Origin of the sequence: Mesorhizobium sp. M0139, from assembly GCF_040322455.1 — a bacterium.
Taxonomy (GTDB): Bacteria; Pseudomonadota; Alphaproteobacteria; order Rhizobiales; family Rhizobiaceae; genus Mesorhizobium.
Genome location: NZ_JAMYTN010000001.1, coordinates 107,905 through 127,935, shown reverse-complemented (window position 1 = coordinate 127,935; position 20,031 = coordinate 107,905). Strand labels below are relative to the sequence as shown.

Sequence of the window (20,031 nt, the reverse complement as noted above, 5' to 3'; positions counted from 1 at the left end):
GATGACGGCGCAGTCGCTGACAAAATACCGGCGCATCACGGTCAAGATCGGTTCGGCCTTGCTGGTCGACCGCACCAGCGGCCTGAAGCGCGACTGGCTGGCTTCGCTTGCCGAGGATATTGCGGTGCTGGCCAATGGCGGCGCCGAGATCCTGGTCGTGTCGTCCGGCGCCATTGCGCTCGGCCGCACCATTCTCGGTCTCGGAAAACGGGCGCTGAAGCTCGAGGAGAGCCAGGCGGCGGCCGCCGTCGGGCAAATTGCGCTCGCCGGCGCATGGTCGGATGCGCTGGGCAAGGGTGCGCTGAAATCGGGCCAGATCCTGCTGACGCTCGGCGACACCGAGGAGCGCCGACGCTATCTGAATGCCCGCGCAACGATCTCGACGCTGCTCAAGATGAAGGCGGTGCCGGTCATCAATGAGAACGACACGGTGGCGACCTCCGAAATCCGCTATGGCGACAATGACCGGCTGGCGGCACGCGTGGCGACCATGATGGGCGCCGACCTGCTGGTGCTGCTCTCCGACATTGACGGGCTCTATACGGCGCCGCCGGCGCGCGATCCCGATGCAAAATTCATTCCGGTGGTCGACCGCATCACGCCCGATATCGAGGCGATGGCGGGGGCGGCCGCATCCGAACTGTCGCGCGGCGGCATGCGCACCAAACTCGACGCCGGCAAGATCGCCACCGCCGCCGGCACCGCCATGATCATCACCTCGGGCACCAGGCTGTCGCCGCTGATGGCGATCGAGCGTGGCGAGCGCGCCACCTTCTTCAGGCCGAGCGCCAATCCGGTGAAAGGCTACAAGAGCTGGATCGCCGGCCAGCTCGAACCGGCGGGGCGGCTCACCGTCGACGCCGGCGCCATCGGTGCGCTGCTGTCCGGCAAATCTTTGCTGCCGGCCGGCGTCAGGCTGGTCAGCGGCAATTTCTCGCGTGGCGACACGGTGGCGATCCTGTCGCCCGAGGGCCGCGAGATCGCGCGCGGGCTGGTTGCCTATGATGCCGCCGATGCCGTAAGGATCGCAGGCCTGAAGACCGCCGAGATCGAAACCGTGCTCGGCTACGAGGCGCGCTCGGCGATGATCCACAGGGACGATCTGGTAGTGAGCGGCGCGGCCGAGTGAGGCGCGGCCCTGCGATTGACGGCGCGCTACTTGTCAGGTTCACGCGGCCATTTGGGCGGGTTGCGGTACCTCTCCTGAACGTCCCGTTGAATTTTCAGAAGCTTGCTGCAACCTCCCAACTGTCCTTCAATGATAGCCTTGGCACGTTTATCCATTTCGGCTTGGGGGAGGTCCGTCCCGTCTGCGATGAGGTCGTGCATGACTGAGTCGGCCATCATTGCGTCTGTCGCTTTTTCCTCCTCCATCTTTTTCTTGAATTCTGCTTCAAGCCTCACACGCGGCCCACATCCATGTCCCTCCTCAACTACGACGTAGATTTGGGAAAACGGCGTCGGTAGCGCGCCGCAATAGCGCTCAGCGAGTACGAGGGACATCATCGAACCTACCATGGTCATGGCCAGGCCATCGGGGCTCTCGCCGAGTTCGATCTTGTCATCGCAGTAATCGGCTGCGCGAAGGCCGGTGGGCGCCAGCATCGTGGCCAAAGCAAACAAGACTGCGGCGCTCTTCATTCTGCTCTCCCGAATTTGCGGCCATTGCCGCGAAGGCCGGCCGCGTGTAAATCCACCAGGCTTCACCGGAGCGGTCAGATGTTGAACAAACACCAAGGCGAAGATGTAGCCAGTTTGATGGCACGGATAGGCCGCAATGCGCGCGCCGCCGCCCGACCGCTGGCTATCGCCACGACCAACGCCAAGAATGCCGCACTCGTCGCCATGGCCGACGCGATCATTTCGCGTGAGCAGGACATTCTCGACGCCAACGCCATCGATGTCTCGAATGGCCACGAATCGGGATTGTCCGGCTCGTTCATGGACCGGCTGAAGCTCGATCCGGCGCGCACCCGTGCCATGGCGGATGGCATCCGTGAAATCGCCGAGCTCAGGGACCCGGTCGGCGATGTGATCGCGGCCTGGGATCGCCCCAACGGCCTGCAGATCGAGCGCGTGCGCACGCCGCTCGGCGTTGTCGGCGTCATTTATGAAAGCCGGCCGAATGTGACGGCGGATGCCGGCGCACTCTGCCTCAAGGCCGGCAATCCGGTGATCCTGCGCGGCGGCTCGGACTCGCTCAATTCATCCGCCGCCATCCATGCCTGCCTGGTCGAGGGCCTGAAGGCCGCTGGTTTGCCTGAGGATGCCATCCAGCTGGTGCCGACCACCGATCGCGCCGCCGTCGGTGAGATGCTGAAAGGGCTTTCCGGCAATCTCGACGTCATCATTCCGCGGGGCGGCAAGAGCCTGGTCGGGCGCGTCCAGAGCGAGGCGCGGGTGCCGGTCTTTGCCCATCTTGAAGGCATCTGCCATCTCTACATCGACCGCTCGGCCGATCTTGACATGGCGGTCAGGATCGCCGTCAACGCCAAGATGCGGCGCACCGGTGTCTGTGGCGCTGCAGAGACTTTGCTGGTCGACCGCATGGTGGCCTCCACGCATCTGGTGCCGATCCTCGACGCGCTACGCGCCGCCGGCTGCGAGATCCATGCCGATCAGGAAGTGATGAAGCTGTTCTTCGACGCCAAGCCGGCGACCGATGCCGACTGGGTGACCGAATATCTCGACGCCATCATCGCGGTAAAACTGGTCGACGGGATTGCCGGCGCCATCGACCATATCGAGACGTTCTCCTCACACCACACAGAGGCGATCATCGCCGAGGATGCAAAGGCTGTGCAGCGCTTCTTCAGCGAGATCGACTCGGCGATTCTCCTGCACAATGCCTCCACCCAGTTCGCCGATGGCGGCGAGTTCGGCATGGGCGCCGAGATCGGCATCGCCACCGGCAAGATGCACGCGCGCGGACCGGTTGGTGTCGAGCAGCTGACCTCGTTCAAATACCGCGTGCGCGGGTCGGGACAGGTGAGGCCTTGAGCGCTGGCCTTACCCTCCCCCTTGTGGGGAGGGTGGCGAGCGCAGCGAGCCGGGTGGGGGTACGACGCTGAATTCTGCAATCCCCCCACCCCGCTCCGCTTCGCGGATCGACCCTCCCCACAAGGGGGAGGGTGGGGCGCCTCTTTCCTCGCACTACCTCCGCATGCCGCATGCCGAAAAGGGCCTTGCCGTCGGCCTGTTCGGCGGCTCGTTCAACCCGCCGCATGCCGGTCATGCGCTGGTGGCGGAAATCGCGCTCAGGCGGCTGGCGCTCGACCAGCTATGGTGGATGGTGACGCCAGGCAATCCGCTGAAGAGCACCAGGGAATTGGCGCCGCTGAGCGACCGGCTGCTCCAGTCGGAGCAGGTCGCCAAGAACCCGAAGATCAAGGTCACCGCCTTCGAGGCGGCGCATCATATTCGCTTCACCGCCGACACGCTGGCTCTGGTCAAGGCGCGCAATCCCGGCGTCGACTTCGTCTGGATCATGGGCGCCGACTCACTTCGCGATTTCCATCGCTGGCAGCGCTGGCGCCAGATCGTCATGACCTTCCCGATCGCCGTCATCGACCGCCCGGGCGCGACGCTGTCCTTCCTGTCCTCGGTCGTGGCCAAGACCTTCGACTATGCCCGCGTCGACGAGGGTGACGCGCCCCGGCTCGCCCGCATGAAGGCGCCGGCCTGGACCTTCATCCACGGCCCACGCTCGTCGCTGTCATCGAGTGCTATTCGCCAGCAAGCCAAGGTAACTCCGTAAGACCAGATCGCCGATGTCGCTTTTACGGCGGCCTTTCGCGATTGGCTGGGCGATGCTGCGCTGGATATGGCCACTTCAGTGAACCAGACCGACATCGGCCCCGATCATGGCACCCCGCCGGCGCCCGTGATCGCCATTGCCAGCGTAATCGTGTCGATGGCGCTGATTGCGGTCGGGAATGGGTTGATGTTCGCCTATATCCCGGTCCGGCTTGGCGTCGAGCGCTTCGATCCGACCTGGGCCGGGCTGATCATCACCGGCCTGTCTGCCGGCGGACTTGCCGGCTGTATCCTGACCGGGCCGCTGGTGCGCCGCGTCGGGCACGCCCGCGCCTTCATGGTGCTGTCGGCGCTGATAGCGCTGTCGAATGCTGCCATTGGCGCCGGCACCTACCCGCTGCTGTGGATCGCGGCGCGCGCGCTTTACGGTTTTGCAATATGCGGCCTGTTCATCGTCGCCCAGAGCTGGCTCAACGATGCCGTCGCAAACGCCATTCGCGGCCGGGTGATGGCGGTGTTTTACGTCGCCTATGTCGCCGGACTTGGCGTCGGCTATGCCCTGCTGGCGGCGGTCGACATCGCGACGGCGCAGGCGCCGCTGATCGGCATTGCCTTCACCGCGGTGTCGATCCTGCCGGTCGGCATGACGCGGTTGGCTCAACCGCCGCCACCTCGCGCAGCCTCCGTGGCGCTTGGCCGCGCCTGGCGGATCTCGCCGGTCGGCGTGGCCGGCATGCTGGCCGTCGGCGGCCTGTCGATGGCGATCGCCGGGTTCGCACCGATCCATGCCACGGCCAAGGGCTACAGCCAGGCCGATGTGGCGCTGCTTTTGTCGGCGATGCCCGTCGGCACGCTGATCCTGCAGATACCGCTCGGCTGGATTTCCGACCGTACCGATCGCCGTTACGTGCTGGCCGGCGCTGCGGCACTGGCCATCGTCGCCGGTATTCTGGCCATCGGCTTCGACGGCGGCGCGCTGATGGTGCTCGTGGTGATCTACATCGTCTGGGACGGCGCCTCGGAATCGATCTATTCGCTGGCCAGCGCGCATGCCGCCGACCGCGCCGGCAAGGACGACATGGTGGCGCTGTCGAGTTCGTTGCTGTTTGCCTGGTCGCTGTCGGGGTTCATCGTGCCGGGTATCGTGACGGCCCTGTCGGCTGTCTATGGCACGCAGGCCTTCATTTATGTGGCCATCGTCATCGCCACTGTCTTCTGCCTGTTCGTGCTGTGGCGAGTGGCCACCACGCGCGCCGTCCCCGCTACGGAGACCAGCAGTTTCGCGCCGATGTCGGCGCAGGCGCCGCTGCCGGTGGAGCTCGCCTACGCCCCGGAAGATAAGCGCTGAACGGTTTCACAGCTCCTACTGCCTGGTAGCGGCAGTTTCCTGTCGAGCCTCCGGCGGAGGTGCGGGAACCGAAATGGCTTCGGCGTCGAACGCCTGCTTGACGCGTTTGGTGAGATCGATCTGGGTGGCGAAGAAATCCGCCGCCGTGGTCCAGTAGCGCAAGGTGATGGCGACGCTGGCATCGCCCACCGTGGCGACGAAGGCGATCGGCGCCGGCTCTCGCTTGACGCGGCGCTCGCCGCCGGCAACGCCCAGCATGGTTTTCTGCGCCAGGTCGATGTCGTTCCAGGAGCCGATGCTCAGCGTGATGTCTCCGCGGCGCACACCGTTGCGAGTAAAATTGCGCACCGGCTGGTTCCACAGCGTCGAATTGGGCGCCAGCACATAGACGCCGTCTGTCGTGCGGAGCTTGGTGGCGAACAGGCCGATTTCCTCGACGGTGCCGGAAATGGCGCCGACCTCGACATATTCGCCGATGCGGAATGGCCTGAGCGCCAGAAGCATGATGCCTGCGGCGATGTTCTGCAGCGTGCCTTGCAGCGCCAGGCCGATTGCCAGCCCGATGGCGCCGATGGCGGCGATGATCGAGGCCGTCTGAACGCCGAACTGGCCGAGCACCATGATGACCACCAGGATCAGGATGGCGTAGCGCACGATCTTCGAGAAGAAATGGCGCAGCGTCGCGTCGAAACCATGGATATGGCCGAGGCCGGCTGAGATCGATCGTTCTGCGAGCCCGGCGACGAGATAGCCGACGACCAGCAGGATGATGGCGCCGATGGCGGAGAAGGAATAGGAAACGATCAGTGTGCTGAGTTGCGCAAGGCCAGCCTGCACGGTGAGCAGCGTGTTCTGGGGGTCGATTGGCATCAGGAAAATCCGTTTGGGGGGTGTGTCGATAACCCCTGCCGCGGCCATGGGTTCCGATTTTTCTCAAGGCTCCGGAACCGGAAGTCGTGCACTGCGTTCGCGGTGGCAGGGCCTCCCGTCTTGAAACTGCAAGGGAACTCTGCCTATCTATAGGGTGTCACCTGATTTCGTGGGTGATTTGGTTGTTCTTGCTGCGAAAGGAAATACACTGAGAACAGCATTGCGGAAGAAGGCTGACGTCATGCCTTCGCCGGCCAGGATCAGCGTAGATGACGCCGTGTCCCGTGCCATCAAGACAGTCCTTGCCAGTCTGGAAGACTCCAAGGCCGAAAATATTGTCTCAATCGACATTCAGCGGAAATCGAGCCTCGGCGACTATATGGTCATCGCGTCGGGCCGGTCGCACCGTCATGTCTCGGCTGTCGCCGACCACCTGCTCAAGGCGCTCAAGGATGCCGGTCTCGGCACGGCGCGCGTCGAGGGGCTGTCCGGCGCCGACTGGGTCCTGATCGATTCAGGCGACATCATCGTCCATGTCTTCCGCCCAGAAGTCCGCGAATTCTACAATCTTGAAAAGATGTGGCAGGCGCCGGACCTTGAGGAAGAGACCTTGCACTGAGCTCCGTCTCATGTCGTAACCATCCGGGGTGCGACATGGATTGAAAGCTCGCCGAGGCAGGGATGAAGATAGCAGTTCATGCCGTGGGCCGGATGAAGGCCGGCCCCGAGAGAGAACTCGCCGACCGCTATTTCGAGCGTTTCGCCAAGAGCGGCCCGGCGATCGGGTTCGAATTCTCTGGTGTCGCCGAGATCGCCGAGGGACGAGCCCAGAACGCCAATGAGCGCCGCCGCGAGGAAGGCCAGAAGCTGCAGGCACAGCTGCAGCCGGGCACGGCGCTGTTCCTGCTCGACGAACGCGGCAAAAACCTGTCCTCAGACGATTTCGCCAGCCGTATCGGCCAGCTGCGCGATGGCGGACGCAAGGCGTTGGTCATCGCCATTGGCGGCGCCGACGGGCACGACCAGTCGATTCGCGATCAGGCTGAGCTGATAGTCTCGTTCGGCGCGGCGACCTGGCCGCACCAACTGGTGCGCGTCATGCTGGGCGAGCAGCTCTATCGGGCGGCAACGATTCTTTCGGGACATCCCTACCACCGTTCGTAAATCAGTGGGTCGAGGATCAATCGTCCGGATTTCCGCCCCAATGCGCGGCTGTTTTGTGCTAGGCTTCGGTTCGATCATGGTTGATGGTTCGTTAACGAAGCCACGCATAGAGTCGGGCTTCAATGGCTGACAACGGGAAATCACGAACGGGCTTCCGGCACGCGCGCTGCGGCATCGCTGCAGCAGTGGTTTTGCTGTCGCTCGGGCTTGCGCGGGCCGAAAATACGCTGGACGTGGCGCCCGACCCCGATCTGAGCCGTGCCGAATATGAGAAGGTGTCGGCCGAGATCACGCTGTCGTCCGAACGGCTGGCCAAGCTCGCCGCCGACATTGCTTCGGTCAAGAAGGACCATGCCTCGATCACCGCGGCGCTTATCCAGTCGGCGATGACCGAGCAGAAGCTCGGCCAGGACATCGAGGATATCGGCGCCAGGCTCGAAGGACTGAAGGGCGAGGAACAGAAGATCCGTGTCTCGCTGGCGGCGCGGCGCGACGTGCTGGCCGAGGTGCTGGGGGCGCTGCAGCGCATGGGGCTCAATCCGCCGCCGGCGATCCTGGTCAAGCCGGAAGACGCACTGTCGTCGGTGCGCAGCGCCATCCTGCTCGGCGCAGTGGTGCCGGAACTGCGCCAGCAGACCGACAAATTGCTGGCCGACCTCAGGGAACAGACCCGGGTGACGGCCTCGATCGAGGCCGAGCGGACGCGGCTGACAGCGGCGGTCGGCGAGCAGACGGCGGAAAAGAAACGCCTCTCCATGCTGCTCGAAGCCAAGCAGAAGCTCGAGGCGGACACCTGGACGGCGATGGCCGCTGAAAAGCAGCGGTCCCAGGCGCTTGCGGCCAAGGCCGGCAGCCTGAAAGAGCTGATCGCTTCGCTTGAAGCCGACAAGAGCCGCAAGGCGGCGGATGCCGTCAAGGCAGGCGAACAGAAAGCGGCCGACAGCGATAAGCCGGACGCCGATAACGCCGATGCAGGCACAACCGCGTCGACGGAGCTGGCTTCGCTGCCCGTGCCGGAAGGCAACCGCCTCACCGCCGCCGCGCCGTTTTCGGCACTTCAGGGACAAGTCTCGCTGCCGGTCACCGGCAAGATCAAGCTGCGTTTCGGGGCCGATGACGGTAACGGCGCGGTGATGCTTGGCGACATGGTTGCGACACAATCGGGAGCCATCGTCACGGCACCGGCGGACGGAAATGTGCTTTATGCGGGGCCTTTTCGCTCCTATGGTCAACTCTTGATCCTCAATGCGGGAGACGGCTATCATGTCGTCCTGGCGGGGATGAGCAGAATCAGCGTCGCGTCTGGCCAGTCGGTGCTCGCAGGAGAGCCGGTCGGCGCGATGGGAGAGGCCCGGGTGGCAAGCACCTCGGCCTCGAAGAATGGAAATGCCACGCCGGAACTCTATGTCGAGTTCCGCAAGGATGGAAAACCCGTCGATCCGACCCCATGGTGGGCGGACCGCTTCTCTGGAAGGACGTGAAATGATGCGGAAACTGTCGCTTCTTATTGCCGGTGCGCTGATGGGCGCGTCAGCGATGAGCCTGGTCTATGGCGCCCCCGGCTCGACGGCGAACGCTGCAGGCTCCGAGACCTACAAGCAACTGGCGATCTTCGGCGACATCTTCGAGCGCGTGCGGGCGCAGTATGTGACGCCGCCGGACGACAAGTCGCTGGTCGAAAACGCCATCAACGGCATGCTCACCTCGCTCGACCCGCACTCCTCCTACATGAATGCCGAGCAGGCGCAGGACATGCGCGTGCAGACCAAGGGTGAGTTCGGCGGCCTCGGCATCGAGGTCACCATGGAGAACGACCTGGTCAAGGTGATCACGCCGATCGACGACACCCCGGCTGCCAAGGCAGGCGTGCTGGCCGGCGACTATATCGCCAAGATCGACGGCCAAGAGGTTCGCGGCCTGACGCTCAACGATGCAGTCGAAAAGATGCGCGGCCTGGTCAACACGCCGATCAAGCTGACCATCCTGCGCCAAGGCGCCGACAAGCCGATCGAGCTGACGGTGGTGCGCGATATCATCAAGGTCAAGGCGGTCAAGTTCCGGGTCGAGAACGACATCGGCTACATGAAGATCACCTCCTTCACCGAAAAGACCTATGACGACCTCGAGAATGCCATCGACACCATCAAGAAGCAGGTGCCGAACGACAAGCTCAAGGGCTATGTGCTCGATCTCAGGCTCAACCCGGGCGGCCTGCTCGACCAGGCGGTGAGCGTGTCCGACGCCTTCCTCGACCGTGGCGAGATCGTCTCGACCCGCGGCCGCGACCCGAAGGACGTCACACGCTTCGACGCCAAGGCAGGCGACGACATCGGCGCCAAGCCGCTGATCGTGCTCGTCAATGGCGGTTCGGCCAGCGCCTCCGAGATCGTCGCCGGCGCGCTTCAGGACCTGCGCCGCGCCACAGTGGTCGGCACGCAGTCGTTCGGCAAGGGCTCGGTGCAGACCATCATCCCGCTTGGCGAGAACGGCGCGCTGCGCCTGACGACGGCGCTCTATTACACGCCGTCCGGCAAGTCGATCCAGGGCAAGGGCATCACGCCCGACATCAAGGTCGACCAGCCGCTGCCGCCCGAACTGCAGGGCAGGGACCTGACGCGCGGCGAATCGGACCTCAAGGGCCATATCAAGGGCGCCGACGAGAGCGATACCGGCTCGGGCTCGGCTGCCTATGTGCCGCCGGATCCGAAGGACGATCTGCAGCTGATCTATGCCGAACAGCTGCTGCGCGGCCAGAAGACCGATCCGGCATTCCCGCCGAATCCGGAGAAGGCAGTGCTCAACCAGTAAAATCGACAGGTAGCTCTGGCTGCCCAATCGAAGCGATGCAATGCTGCCGGGACCGTGAGGTTCCGGCAGTTTGATTCGGGGACCGCTGGGCGCTGCGCCTCAAAAGGCGCAGGGGACGCGCCGTCAGTTTTGGATCTGCGCATGGCGAAAAGATTTCGCTGATCACGCGCCCGGGGGATGCGGCTTGGCTGACGTCGGCAAGGACATCGAACGCCCGCTCGGACAGACCGTCCGACCGCGTGCCGCGTCGCGCGGGATCAGCGCTGGCGCCGTCGCGGCGACGCTGGTCGTGCTGGCCGCGGTCGGCATCTCCGGTGCGATCGCGCTGCGCGAGAAGCCGTTCCGCAAACCGGAAGCAATCGCGCTCTCGACGCCGAAGGTGACGGCGGCGGCCGAGCCCGCGGCCGCAGCGCCCACTGCTCAAGCGACGGCGGCAGCGCCGAAGGCGGAAACGCCCAAGGCCAGCGGTCCGCAGATCATCCATGTGCAGTCCCAGGAGGGTGATGGCCCGCCCAATGCAGCCATCGTCATCCACGACCCGTCGACGATCGGCCAGAACCTGAAGATCGCGCATATCCCCGACAGGGCGCTGATCGAGGCCAGCGACACCGGCCCGTTGCCGGTTCGCGCCGCTGACGGCCGGCGGCCGTTCGATGTCTATGCGCGGCCGTGGTCGGGTTCGCGTGGCGCTCGAGTGGCAATCGTCATCGGCGGGCTTGCCGTGTCGCAGACCGGCACGCAGGCCGCGATCGCCAAGCTGCCGGCCGAAGTGACGCTGGCTTTTGCGCCGCAAGGCAACAGCATCGGCCGCTGGATGCAGGCGGCACGGCAGAGCGGGCATGAGGTGGTCATGCAGGTGCCGCTCGAACCGTTCGACTATCCCAACGTCAATCCCGGCCGCAACACGCTGACGGTGGCGGCAAGCCCGGACGACAATCTGAAGAATCTGCGCTGGGCGCTGTCGCGGACCACCAACTATACCGGCGTCATGAACTATATGGGGGCGCGCTTTTCGGCCGACGCGACGGCGATGGGGCCGTTCATGGCCGAGCTTGGCAAGCGCGGCCTTGCCTATGTCGATGACGGCTCGTCCGCGCGGAGCCTGGCGTCCGATCTCGCCTTGAAGGACGGTGTGCCATTCGTCGCCGGCGATACGGCAATCGACGCCGTGCAGGACCGCGGCGCCATCCTGAAAAAGCTCGACGCGCTGGAAGCGACCGCGCGTGCCAAAGGCTCCGCCGTCGGCATCGGCTCGGCCTTCGACCTCACCGTCGATACCGTGGCGTCCTGGGTGGTCGAAGCAAAAAAGCGCGGCATCGAGATCGTGCCGATCTCGGCGGTGGCCATCGACCCGGAAAAAGGCTGATCATGACGAAGAAACCTGTCGACCCCGAGACGCTGCCTTACCGCCCTTGCGTAGGACTGATGATCCTCAATGGCGACGGGCTGGTCTGGGTCGGGCACCGCATCGCCGAACCGGACAGCGAATTTGCCGGGACCACGCAGCTCTGGCAGATGCCGCAAGGCGGCATCGACGAGGGCGAGGAGCCGCTGCAGGCGGCCGGGCGCGAGCTCTATGAAGAGACCGGCATGCGCTCGGTCACGCTGCTCGACGAGGCGCCGCACTGGATCAACTACGACCTGCCGCGCGATCTGGTCGGCATCGCCCTCAAGGGCCGCTATCGCGGCCAGACGCAGAAATGGTTCGCCTACCGCTTTCACGGCGAGACCAGAGAGATCCAGATCAATCCGCCGCCGGGCGGCCACACCGCCGAATTCGATGAATGGGCATGGCGGCCAATGCAGGACCTGCCCGATCTGATAGTGCCGTTCAAACGCAAGGTCTATGAGGACGTGGTGACGGCGTTCCGGCATTTGGCTTAGGCGGCTCGCTGTTGCGACGTCCATGATCTGTCCTTACTGATAGGGTTTGTTTCGTGCTCTGGTCAGGAGCGGGGATGAGCAGCGCCTCAGGGAAGTCATTGCATTCTGCACCGGAAGCCGGCTTGCAGCCGATCAGCGAAGCGGCGGCCGGCGCCGTTCTCACCATCGATCTCGGCGCTATCCGAGAGAATTACCGGCGGCTGAAGGCAAAGCTCGGCGGCGTGCGCTGCGCCGGCGTCGTCAAGGCCGACGGTTACGGGCTCGGCGCGCGGCAAGTGGCGGCGGCACTGGTTGCCGAAGGCTGCGACAGCTTCTTTGTCGCGCATCTCACCGAGGGTGTCGCGCTGCGCGACGCACTCGGACCGAAGCTGGAAATCCATGTGCTGAACGGCCTGCCGCCGGGCTCGGAACCTGAAGCGGTGGCCGCCGACCTTGTTCCCGTCATCAACAGCACCGGGCAACTGAAGGCGTGGAGCGAGGCAGGCCAAAAGGCCGGCCGCAAGCTCAAGGCCGCCATCCAGGTCGACAGCGGCATGTCGCGGCTGGGCATGGCGCCGGCAGAGGTCGAGGCGCTTACGGCCGATGCTTTCGCCGGCGTCGATGTCGTCCTCGTCATGAGCCATCTGGCCCGCGCCGACGAACCGACCAATGCGGCCAATGACGCGCAACTTCGGGAATTCGAACGGCTGCGCAAAATGCTGCCCAGGGCGCCGGCGTCGCTCGACAATTCCTCCGGCATCTTTCTTGGGCCGCGCTATCAGTACGACCTCGCGCGTCCTGGCGCTGCGCTCTACGGCATCAATCCGACGCCTGATGAGGCGAACCCGATGCTGCCGGTCGTGCGGCTCGAGGCAAAGATCATCCAGACACGCGGCATCGATAAGGGCGCGGGCGTCGGCTACGGACATGCGTTTCTGGCCAGCGGTCCCTTGCGCGCGGCCACGATCTCGCTCGGCTATGCCGATGGCTGGCACCGGCGCGCGGCTTCGGCTGCCTGGCTCGACGGCGTGCGACTGCCCTTTGTCGGGCGGGTGTCGATGGATTCGATCATACTCGACATCTCGGCCCTGCCGGCCGGCCGGCTGCGCGAGGGCGACCTTGTCGAACTCCTAGGCCCCTCGCAGAGCGTCGATGACGCCGCCGGTCATGCCGGCACGATCGGCTATGAAATCCTGACCAGTCTCGGCCCCCGCTTCCACCGCCGCTATGTCAACTCATAGAGCCGCGACACGCCGCCCCTTGGCGGACGCCGCAGAATCCGGCAGACAGGAGGCGGCGGCCCTCTGACGGAAGTCGTCGTGGAGAGTGATGCGATGAAGATCTTCGTGTTGGGCGGCGGCGTTATCGGGGTCACCACTGCCTATTATCTCGCTGAGGCCGGCCACGAGGTGACGGTGTTCGACCGCCAGAAAGGGCCGGCGCTGGAAACCAGCTTCGCCAATGCCGGCGAGATCTCGCCGGGCTATGCTTCGCCCTGGGCCGGCCCCGGCATTCCGCTGAAGGCAATCAAGTGGCTGTTGATGAAGCACGGCCCGCTGGTGGTGCGGCCGGCCTTCGATCCGTATATGTGGACATGGCTCATCAAGATGCTGCGCAATTGCACCGCGGATCGCTACGCCATCAACAAGGCGCGCATGGTGCCGCTCGCCGAATACAGCCGCGACACGCTGAAGGCGCTGCGCGAGGCGACCGGCATCGCTTATGATGAGCGGACCAAGGGCACGCTGCAGCTGTTTCGCACGCAAAAGCAGCTCGACGGCACCGGCGGCGATGTCGAGGTGCTGAAGAAATATGGCGTTCCCTACGAGTTGCTCGATCCCGAAGGCTGCATTGGGGCCGAGCCGGCGCTGGCCGGCGTGCGGGAAAAGTTTGTCGGCGGGCTGAGATTGCCCGGCGACGAAACTGGCGACTGCAAGATGTTCACCGATCGGCTGGCCGAGCTCTGCGTGGCGCGCGGCGTCACGTTCGAGTACGGTACGCAGATCCGGCGCTTCTCCAAGAACCGCAATCGCATCGTCAGCGTCGGCACCGACCAGCGCTCGCGCGCGGCCGACGCTTATGTGCTGGCGCTGGGCAGCTATTCGGCGCGCTTCATGCGCCTGCTCAGGCGCCCGATCCCGGTCTATCCGGTCAAGGGCTATTCGATCACCGTTCCGATCAAGGACGCGGTCGCCGCCCCGGTGTCGACGGTAATGGACGAAACCTACAAGGTGGCGATCACCAGGCTCGGCGACCGCATCCGCGTCGGCGGCACGGCGGAGATTTCCGGCTTCGATCTCAGGCTGCATGAATCGCGCCGGCGCACCCTCGAACATTCGGTCGGCGATCTGTTTCCGGATGGCGGCGACCTCAAGGCGGCGTCCTTCTGGTGCGGGCTGCGGCCGATGACGCCGGACGGGCCGCCGCTGGTCGGCCGCACCGAGTTCTCCAACCTCTATCTCAACACCGGGCACGGCACGCTTGGCTGGACCATGGCCTGCGGCTCGGCCAAGGTGCTGTCCGACATCATCTCCAGCAAGGTGCCTGATATCGATGTGCGGGAGCTGGGGCCGGAGCGGTATTTGAGGTAGGGGTGCTTTCTAAAGCTCGCGGGCCAGCACCCCCTCTGTCCTACCGGACAGAGGGGGTGTAAAGGATCGCTACAGAACGGCATTCCTTCAGCCTCGCCAGCCTCTCAAAACGCCTCCTTCACCCAGCCCTTCGAGAACAGCCACCGGTAGGCCCAGGGGATCATTACCTTGGTCGATACCGGATTCGAATGGGCGACATAGTCGTCGTAGACCGGCTGCATCCTGGCGTAGAAGGCAGGGTCGAGCACCGTCATGCCGTTCTCCAGATCGTGGAAGAAACTGCGGTTGTTGAGATTGACCGACGAGATCGTCACCAGCCTTTCGTCGATCATCATGATCTTGGAGTGCAGCACGACATCGGGCGCCTTGAATTCGCGGATGTTGATGCGGTCGCCATATTTCTCGACGAACAGCTTGTTGAGCGCGGTCAGCAGCTTGCCGCCAATATCGCCCTTGAGGTCGATGCGGCCGACAATGTCGATCCTGACGCCGCGCGCCAGCGCCCGCTCGATGGCCAGGCTGAGCTTCGGCGTCAGATTAAGGTAGGGATTGACGATCTCGATATGGTGCCGGGCAGTGTCGATCAGCTCGACGAAATAGGTCTCGAGCGCATGGTTGTCCTCGTAGGGCACGGAAATGAAATGGCGCACCGTGCCCGGCGGGCGCCGGCTGTCGGAGCGCACCGGAATGGAGAAGGGCCTTGCGATGTTGGTGTCGGCGTCGCGCAGCCACAATGTCGAGAGATGCGCGGCCAGCGTCTCGACCGTGGCCGGGTCGGCAAACTCGATGTCGAAATCGCTCCAGTTCGAATAGTAGTTGAGCGAGAGGCCGTCGGTCTTGCCGTATTGCTCGAGGTTCGGATAGCGCGACAGGTCGATCGGCTTGTGGAACAGGAAGCCGTCATGAATGTTGCGGCCGCCGATGATGACGCGCGAGCGGGCGGGATCCTCGGCAAGTGTCGCCAGCATCTTGACGTGATGGGTCTTGTGCAGCTGTGACAGTTGCTCGTCGACCGGCGCGCCGTGGTCGGCCCGCCAGCGATATTCCTGCAACTCGACATTGGGATAATCGGCCGCCAGCCGGTGCAGCAGCGCGTCGTCCTTGTCGCGCTCCAGCACGTCTGTGACCATGATGCGCACTTTGGTGCCGAGGCCTGCGTGATGGCGGATCAGCCGCTCGATGACGCGGCCGGAAAAATCGGCCTTGAACTCCAGCGACGACAGATAGACCAGCTTGAGTTTCGGCGCGCGCGAGAAATCGAGCGGCAGTTCGGGGTCGGCCTTGTCGAAGGCGCTGTCGGGTAAAGGCGCGCCGAGCAGCGCTTCGACCTTGGCGTTAAAGCCGTCGCGCGACTTGCGTAACAGGCGCGGTGACCCGAGCGGCAGCGAACAGCTCTGCGACAGCCAGCGGCCGGCGTAAAAGACGCTGGCAAGCTTATCCAGGCGGGATGGATCGGGCACTGGACAACGCTCGTAGCGGCTGTCGAGCGCGGCTATCGCCGGATAGGCAACCTCTTCGCGCAGGATGGTGAGCGGGGCGCCTGCCGGCGCCAGACTGGAGCTGAGCTTGAGGCTGCAACGGTTCAAACCATCGCTGGGGAACAGGCTGGCGGTTTGCCCGGCCGACAGGCGGAGGCGGAAGGCGGCACCGCTCGCCACGCTGCGCGAGCCACCGCCGGCGCGAATCGCCAGCGCCCCGTCGCAGGCGCCAGATATCTCAACCGGCTGCTTTCCCGCCTGGCGCATCACGATCTCGATCGAGCGCGCCTGCAGGCCGGAAAAGCTGAACGTCTTTGGCGCGGAGGGCCGCGCGGCGGCGTTGACATAGAGCGTCTGCCGCGACACGCGCCAACGGCCGTTGAAATGGCCTTCGCCGGTGCCCCTACCTGCCGGCATCTGTTCGGCGCTAACCGGCTTCGCCAGCTGTTCCAGCGTCCGGTAGGTGGCCTGGAAATCGCGGTTGGCGATGGCGTGGCGGTCATGGCCGAACGGACCGGTGCCGTTCGCCCTGTCGATGGCGCCGATCTGGTTGTGGGCGAGCAGCGCCAGGAACTGCCTTTCATAGTCGCTGGCACCGGCATCGCCGAAAAACGCTGCTGCTGCAGTCTGCGGTCCGGGCGTGCCGGCCGATACCGACGGCCGGCCGCAATCCTTCGCATCGGGGAAGAAATCGCAGCTGTGCCGGATCGGGGCGGCGCAACCGACAAGGGCCGCCAGCCCCAGCCCGGCCAGAGCCAGGCAGATGGCGCGGTTCATCCCGTGGCCCCGTTCATCGTCTTCAGCTCAGCCGGGTCGCGCGGCGGCATAAAGCCTTGCGGAAAGACCTTGCAGACGGGAAGTGCGAAAGTGGCGATCAAAAGCTCGGCCTCGCCGCGCACCTTTTTCGGCGCTGTCTTGTCATCACGGATCGCCTTTGCCGAGGCGACGAGCGCGCCGTCGCAGTCGCAATGATTATGGCGCGCGATGTAGCAGGCGTCATGGATTTGGCAGGCGCTGTCGAGGCGATTGACAGGGCGAGCCGAGAGGTCGCCGGTGCGGGTGCCGGGACCGCAGTAATTGCCGAAGACGAAAGGCGACGGGCGGGCCATTGCGATACGGACCGGCTTGGGCAGTTCGGCTTCCGGAACTTCGGTCCATGGATTGGCGCAGGCGGAAAGCGCGACAAGCGGCAAGATGGCGAGCACCGCTCGCATTTTGATCCGCACCAGCTTTGCAAAAAAGTGTCCCACCCGGCGCAGCCAATCCTTGATAATAGGCGACATCGCGCTTGTTGCCACACTGGCCGATTTTGTGGCGAGGGCAAGGCGGCGCGGCCATCAGACAAACAGCCCGCGCTCTCTCTCGACTGCCTTGGTGATGAAGTTGGCGACGATCTGCACGCGGCGCAGAGGCCGGACCGATTCATGATAGACCAGCCAGTAGGCGCGGCGGATCGGCGTCACGATGTTGACGGGGATCAGCTCCGGCATCGAGCGGGCGACAAAGGTGTGCAAGATGCCGATGCCGGCGCCCGACCGCACCGCTTCGGCCTGGCCCAGTGCTGAGGAGATGGCGAAGCTGGTGCGCCAGTCCGGGCTGAACTCCGCCGCATAGTCGAGCGAAGGGCTGACGATCAGGTCTGGGACGTAGCCGATTAGTGTATGGTGGCCGAGTTCGGCAGCGGTCTCGGGTAAGCCGTGCGCCTGTGCATAGTCGCGCGAGGCAAACAGGCCGAGCGTGTAGTCGACCAGCTTTCCCGCCACCAGCCTGCCTTCGCTCGGCCGCTCGACGGTGATGGCGATGTCGGCCTCGCGCCGCGACAGCGAGAAGGAACGCGGCACCGGCACCAGTTGGATGGTGAGTTCGCGGTGCAGCGCGGTCAGCGCGCCAAGACGCGTGGCGAGGAATGCAACGCCAAACCCGTCGGGGGCGCCGATGCGCACAGTGCCTGAGATATCGTCGCCTTCGCCCGACACGGTGGAGCGTGCGGCGATCATGTCGGCTTCCATGCGCTCGGCAATGTCGAGAAAGCGCTGGCCGGCCGGCGTCAGCTCGCTGCCGGTGGTAAGCCGGCGAAACAGTTTTGTCCGTAACGCATCCTCAAGCGCTGCGATGCGGCGCGAGACGGTGGCGTGATTGAGTTCCAGCCGCTTGGCGGCGCCAAGGATCTGCCCGGCGCGGGCCACGGCGAGGAAGATGCGGACATCATCCCAGTTCATGCGGGTGATCCGGGCTAGCGGCGAACGCGGCGTTCCCGCCCACCCCCCTCTGGCCTGCCGGCCATCTCCCCCGCAAGGAGGGAGATTGGCAGCTCCGCCGCCTGCGTCTCTTTTGGTGCGTTGAAGATTTGCGAAGGCGGCAGCCACATCTGATCTCCCCCCTTGCGGGGGAGATGTCCGGCAGGACAGAGGGGGGTGTGACGGAGCGCAACCTTCGGGCCTTTCAGCAATCTGTAATTTGCGGCAATTAATGCACACTCGTCCTTGGTTGTCTATTTCCCGCACAACGGTTGCGTTTCCCCTCGCGTTGCCTTCGCGCCTGCAAAGGGGTTGAATGCGCCATCACAAACTCAGGGAGAGAAACCATGATCGAATACGGTCATTTCATTGGCGGCAAGCATGTCGCCGGGACCAGCGGGCGCAAGCAGGACGTCATGCAGCCGATGGACGGCTCGGTGCGCGGCACGGTGGCGCTGGCTTCGCCGGCGGAACTGCGTGCGGCTGTGCTGAACGCCAAGGAAGCACAGATCAAATGGGCTGCGACCAACCCGCAGCGGCGTGTGCGCGTGCTGATGAAGTTTCTTGAACTGGTTGCTCGCGACTATGACGAACTGGCCGATCTCCTGGCGCGCGAGCACGGCAAGACCATTGCCGACGCCAAGGGCGACATCCAGCGCGGCCTCGAAGTGGTCGAAGTCTGCATCGGTGCGCCGCACATGATGAAGGGCGAGTTCACGGACGGCGCCGGCCCCGGCATTGATGTCTATTCGATGCGCCAGCCGCTTGGCGTCGTTGCCGGCATCACCCCGTTCAATTTCCCGGCGATGATCCCGCTGTGGAAGATTGCCCCGGCGCTGGCCTGCGGCAACGCCTTTATCCTGAAGCCTTCCGAGCGTGACCCTGGCGTGCCGATGCGCATCGCCGAACTGTTCCTCGAGGCTGGCCTGCCGGCTGGCGTTCTCAACGTCGTCAATGGCGACAAGGATGTCGTCGACGCCATCCTCGACGATCCTGATATCAAGGCTATCGGCTTTGTCGGCTCGACGCCGATCGCGCATTACATCTACTCGCGCGGCACGGCCGCGGGAAAACGCGTGCAGTGCTTCGGCGGCGCCAAGAACCACATGATCATCATGCCCGATGCCGACATGGACCAGACCGTCGACGCGCTGATCGGCGCGGGCTACGGCTCGGCCGGCGAGCGCTGCATGGCGATCTCGGTTGCCGTTCCCGTCGGCAACGACACCGCCAACCGGCTGATGGAAAAGCTGATCCCGCGTGTCGAAAGCCTCAAGGTCGGCCCGTCGACGGATTCGTCCGCCGATTTCGGCCCGCTGGTGACGGCGCAGGCATTGGAACGCGTCAAGGGTTATGTCGACACCGGCGTCAAGGAAGGCGCCAAGCTGGTCGTCGATGGCCGCGGCTTCTCCATGCAGGGCTACGAGGATGGCTACTATATGGGCGGCTGCCTGTTCGACAATGTGACCGCTGACATGCGCATCTACAAGGAAGAGATCTTTGGTCCGGTGCTGTCGGTGGTGCGTGCGCCGACCTATGAGAGCGCCATCAAGCTCGCCAACGATCATGAGATGGGCAATGGCGTGGCCATCTTCACCCGTGACGGGGATGCTGCTCGTGATTTTGCTTCGCGCGTCCAGGTCGGCATGGTCGGCATCAACGTGCCGATCCCAGTTCCGATCGCTTACTACACGTTCGGCGGCTGGAAGGCGTCGTCCTTCGGCGACCTCAACCAGCATGGTCCGGACGCGTTCCGCTTCTACACCAAGACCAAGACGGTGACCTCGCGCTGGCCCTCCGGCGTCAAGGACGGTGCCGAGTTCGTCATCCCGACGATGAACTGACCGGACGATTTCGAAGATCGGCAAGAAGGCCCGGGTTCAACGTCCCGGGCCTTTCTTTGTACGAAACCGACA

18 protein-coding genes are annotated in these 20,031 nt (G+C 64.6%); 13 read left to right on the top strand and 5 right to left on the bottom strand.

The window, feature by feature from the left end; genetic code table 11:
• Position 1: 1 nt before the first annotated feature.
• The gene (proB, locus tag NKJ58_RS00645) at positions 2–1,129 is read left to right on the top strand and encodes a glutamate 5-kinase (protein ID WP_023822430.1); all 1,128 of its coding nucleotides are present in this window, start codon (positions 2–4) and stop codon (positions 1,127–1,129) included.
• A 26-nt stretch (positions 1,130–1,155) separates the two neighbouring features.
• On the opposite strand, the gene NKJ58_RS00640 is transcribed toward proB, so the two are convergent.
• Positions 1,156–1,641, bottom strand: coding sequence for a hypothetical protein (locus NKJ58_RS00640; RefSeq protein WP_023668693.1), 486 nt, complete (start codon positions 1,639–1,641; stop codon positions 1,156–1,158).
• Positions 1,642–1,719: 78 nt separating this feature from the next.
• Here NKJ58_RS00640 and NKJ58_RS00635 point away from each other — a divergent pair, with 78 nt between their 5' ends.
• From NKJ58_RS00635 to NKJ58_RS00625, 3 genes are all read left to right on the top strand, one after another.
• A complete protein-coding gene (locus NKJ58_RS00635) occupies positions 1,720–3,000 on the top strand; it encodes a glutamate-5-semialdehyde dehydrogenase (protein WP_023732983.1) in 1,281 nt (426 codons plus the stop codon).
• Between the two features lie 163 nt (positions 3,001–3,163).
• The gene (locus NKJ58_RS00630) at positions 3,164–3,757 is read left to right on the top strand and encodes a nicotinate-nucleotide adenylyltransferase (RefSeq protein ID WP_352512182.1); all 594 of its coding nucleotides are present in this window, start codon (positions 3,164–3,166) and stop codon (positions 3,755–3,757) included.
• Between the two features lie 66 nt (positions 3,758–3,823).
• Positions 3,824–5,104: an MFS transporter gene (locus NKJ58_RS00625; RefSeq protein WP_352519124.1), complete on the top strand. Its 1,281-nt coding sequence runs from the start codon at positions 3,824–3,826 to the stop codon at positions 5,102–5,104.
• A gap of 15 nt (positions 5,105–5,119) precedes the next feature.
• Here the strand turns inward: NKJ58_RS00625 and NKJ58_RS00620 are convergent, their stop codons facing one another.
• Positions 5,120–5,974, bottom strand: coding sequence for a mechanosensitive ion channel family protein (locus tag NKJ58_RS00620; RefSeq protein WP_023736854.1), 855 nt, complete (start codon positions 5,972–5,974; stop codon positions 5,120–5,122).
• A gap of 241 nt (positions 5,975–6,215) precedes the next feature.
• On the opposite strand from NKJ58_RS00620, the gene rsfS reads away from it, so the two are divergent.
• From rsfS to NKJ58_RS00580, 8 genes are all read left to right on the top strand, one after another.
• Positions 6,216–6,593, top strand: a complete 378-nt coding sequence (gene rsfS, locus NKJ58_RS00615) for a ribosome silencing factor (protein WP_023668698.1) — start codon at positions 6,216–6,218, stop codon at positions 6,591–6,593.
• Between the two features lie 62 nt (positions 6,594–6,655).
• Positions 6,656–7,138 carry a 23S rRNA (pseudouridine(1915)-N(3))-methyltransferase RlmH gene (gene rlmH / locus NKJ58_RS00610; protein WP_023684125.1) on the top strand — a complete coding sequence of 161 codons (483 nt, stop codon included), beginning with the start codon at positions 6,656–6,658 and terminating at the stop codon, positions 7,136–7,138.
• Between the two features lie 122 nt (positions 7,139–7,260).
• A complete protein-coding gene (locus tag NKJ58_RS00605) occupies positions 7,261–8,619 on the top strand; it encodes a murein hydrolase activator EnvC family protein (protein WP_023668700.1) in 1,359 nt (452 codons plus the stop codon).
• 1 nt (position 8,620) lies between these two features.
• Positions 8,621–9,946, top strand: a complete 1,326-nt coding sequence (locus tag NKJ58_RS00600) for a S41 family peptidase (RefSeq protein WP_023668701.1) — start codon at positions 8,621–8,623, stop codon at positions 9,944–9,946.
• A 184-nt stretch (positions 9,947–10,130) separates the two neighbouring features.
• Positions 10,131–11,312, top strand: a complete 1,182-nt coding sequence (locus NKJ58_RS00595) for a divergent polysaccharide deacetylase family protein (RefSeq protein WP_023737901.1) — start codon at positions 10,131–10,133, stop codon at positions 11,310–11,312.
• A gap of 2 nt (positions 11,313–11,314) precedes the next feature.
• Positions 11,315–11,830, top strand: coding sequence for an RNA pyrophosphohydrolase (locus NKJ58_RS00590; protein WP_023737900.1), 516 nt, complete (start codon positions 11,315–11,317; stop codon positions 11,828–11,830).
• A 74-nt stretch (positions 11,831–11,904) separates the two neighbouring features.
• A complete protein-coding gene (alr, locus tag NKJ58_RS00585; protein WP_023737899.1) occupies positions 11,905–13,050 on the top strand; it encodes an alanine racemase in 1,146 nt (381 codons plus the stop codon).
• Positions 13,051–13,143: 93 nt separating this feature from the next.
• A complete protein-coding gene (locus NKJ58_RS00580) occupies positions 13,144–14,400 on the top strand; it encodes a D-amino acid dehydrogenase (RefSeq protein ID WP_023668705.1) in 1,257 nt (418 codons plus the stop codon).
• Positions 14,401–14,504: 104 nt separating this feature from the next.
• Here the strand turns inward: NKJ58_RS00580 and NKJ58_RS00575 are convergent, their stop codons facing one another.
• From NKJ58_RS00575 to NKJ58_RS00565, 3 genes are all read right to left on the bottom strand, one after another.
• A complete protein-coding gene (locus NKJ58_RS00575; protein WP_352497648.1) occupies positions 14,505–16,655 on the bottom strand; it encodes a phospholipase D-like domain-containing protein in 2,151 nt (716 codons plus the stop codon).
• Positions 16,652–17,092 carry a phospholipase A2 family protein gene (locus NKJ58_RS00570; protein ID WP_352519122.1) on the bottom strand — a complete coding sequence of 147 codons (441 nt, stop codon included), beginning with the start codon at positions 17,090–17,092 and terminating at the stop codon, positions 16,652–16,654. The genes NKJ58_RS00575 and NKJ58_RS00570 overlap by 4 nt, the downstream gene beginning before the upstream one ends.
• Before the next feature lie 123 nt (positions 17,093–17,215).
• The gene (locus NKJ58_RS00565; RefSeq protein WP_023715963.1) at positions 17,216–18,097 is read right to left on the bottom strand and encodes a LysR family transcriptional regulator; all 882 of its coding nucleotides are present in this window, start codon (positions 18,095–18,097) and stop codon (positions 17,216–17,218) included.
• Between the two features lie 365 nt (positions 18,098–18,462).
• Between NKJ58_RS00565 and NKJ58_RS00560 the strand changes: the two genes are divergently transcribed.
• Complete coding sequence (locus tag NKJ58_RS00560; RefSeq protein WP_023684131.1) at positions 18,463–19,959, top strand: CoA-acylating methylmalonate-semialdehyde dehydrogenase; 1,497 nt, start codon at positions 18,463–18,465, stop codon at positions 19,957–19,959.
• Positions 19,960–20,031: the final 72 nt, after the last annotated feature.

What these genes read in the sequence shown, in the direction of transcription:
- NKJ58_RS00575 (WP_352497648.1), bottom strand. Translation starts at nt 16,655, where the DNA reads ATGAACCGCGCCATCTGCCTGGCTCTGGCCGGGCTGGGGCTGGCGGCC.
- alr (WP_023737899.1), top strand. Translation starts at nt 11,905, where the DNA reads ATGAGCAGCGCCTCAGGGAAGTCATTGCATTCTGCACCGGAAGCCGGC.
- NKJ58_RS00570 (WP_352519122.1), bottom strand. Translation starts at nt 17,092, where the DNA reads ATGCGAGCGGTGCTCGCCATCTTGCCGCTTGTCGCGCTTTCCGCCTGC.
- rlmH (WP_023684125.1), top strand. Translation starts at nt 6,656, where the DNA reads ATGAAGATAGCAGTTCATGCCGTGGGCCGGATGAAGGCCGGCCCCGAG.
- proB (WP_023822430.1), top strand. Translation starts at nt 2, where the DNA reads ATGACGGCGCAGTCGCTGACAAAATACCGGCGCATCACGGTCAAGATC.
- NKJ58_RS00565 (WP_023715963.1), bottom strand. Translation starts at nt 18,097, where the DNA reads ATGAACTGGGATGATGTCCGCATCTTCCTCGCCGTGGCCCGCGCCGGG.
- NKJ58_RS00630 (WP_352512182.1), top strand. Translation starts at nt 3,164, where the DNA reads ATGCCGCATGCCGAAAAGGGCCTTGCCGTCGGCCTGTTCGGCGGCTCG.
- NKJ58_RS00620 (WP_023736854.1), bottom strand. Translation starts at nt 5,974, where the DNA reads ATGCCAATCGACCCCCAGAACACGCTGCTCACCGTGCAGGCTGGCCTT.
- NKJ58_RS00635 (WP_023732983.1), top strand. Translation starts at nt 1,720, where the DNA reads ATGTTGAACAAACACCAAGGCGAAGATGTAGCCAGTTTGATGGCACGG.
- NKJ58_RS00625 (WP_352519124.1), top strand. Translation starts at nt 3,824, where the DNA reads ATGGCCACTTCAGTGAACCAGACCGACATCGGCCCCGATCATGGCACC.
- rsfS (WP_023668698.1), top strand. Translation starts at nt 6,216, where the DNA reads ATGCCTTCGCCGGCCAGGATCAGCGTAGATGACGCCGTGTCCCGTGCC.
- NKJ58_RS00580 (WP_023668705.1), top strand. Translation starts at nt 13,144, where the DNA reads ATGAAGATCTTCGTGTTGGGCGGCGGCGTTATCGGGGTCACCACTGCC.
- NKJ58_RS00590 (WP_023737900.1), top strand. Translation starts at nt 11,315, where the DNA reads ATGACGAAGAAACCTGTCGACCCCGAGACGCTGCCTTACCGCCCTTGC.
- NKJ58_RS00605 (WP_023668700.1), top strand. Translation starts at nt 7,261, where the DNA reads ATGGCTGACAACGGGAAATCACGAACGGGCTTCCGGCACGCGCGCTGC.
- NKJ58_RS00560 (WP_023684131.1), top strand. Translation starts at nt 18,463, where the DNA reads ATGATCGAATACGGTCATTTCATTGGCGGCAAGCATGTCGCCGGGACC.
- NKJ58_RS00640 (WP_023668693.1), bottom strand. Translation starts at nt 1,641, where the DNA reads ATGAAGAGCGCCGCAGTCTTGTTTGCTTTGGCCACGATGCTGGCGCCC.
- NKJ58_RS00600 (WP_023668701.1), top strand. Translation starts at nt 8,621, where the DNA reads ATGATGCGGAAACTGTCGCTTCTTATTGCCGGTGCGCTGATGGGCGCG.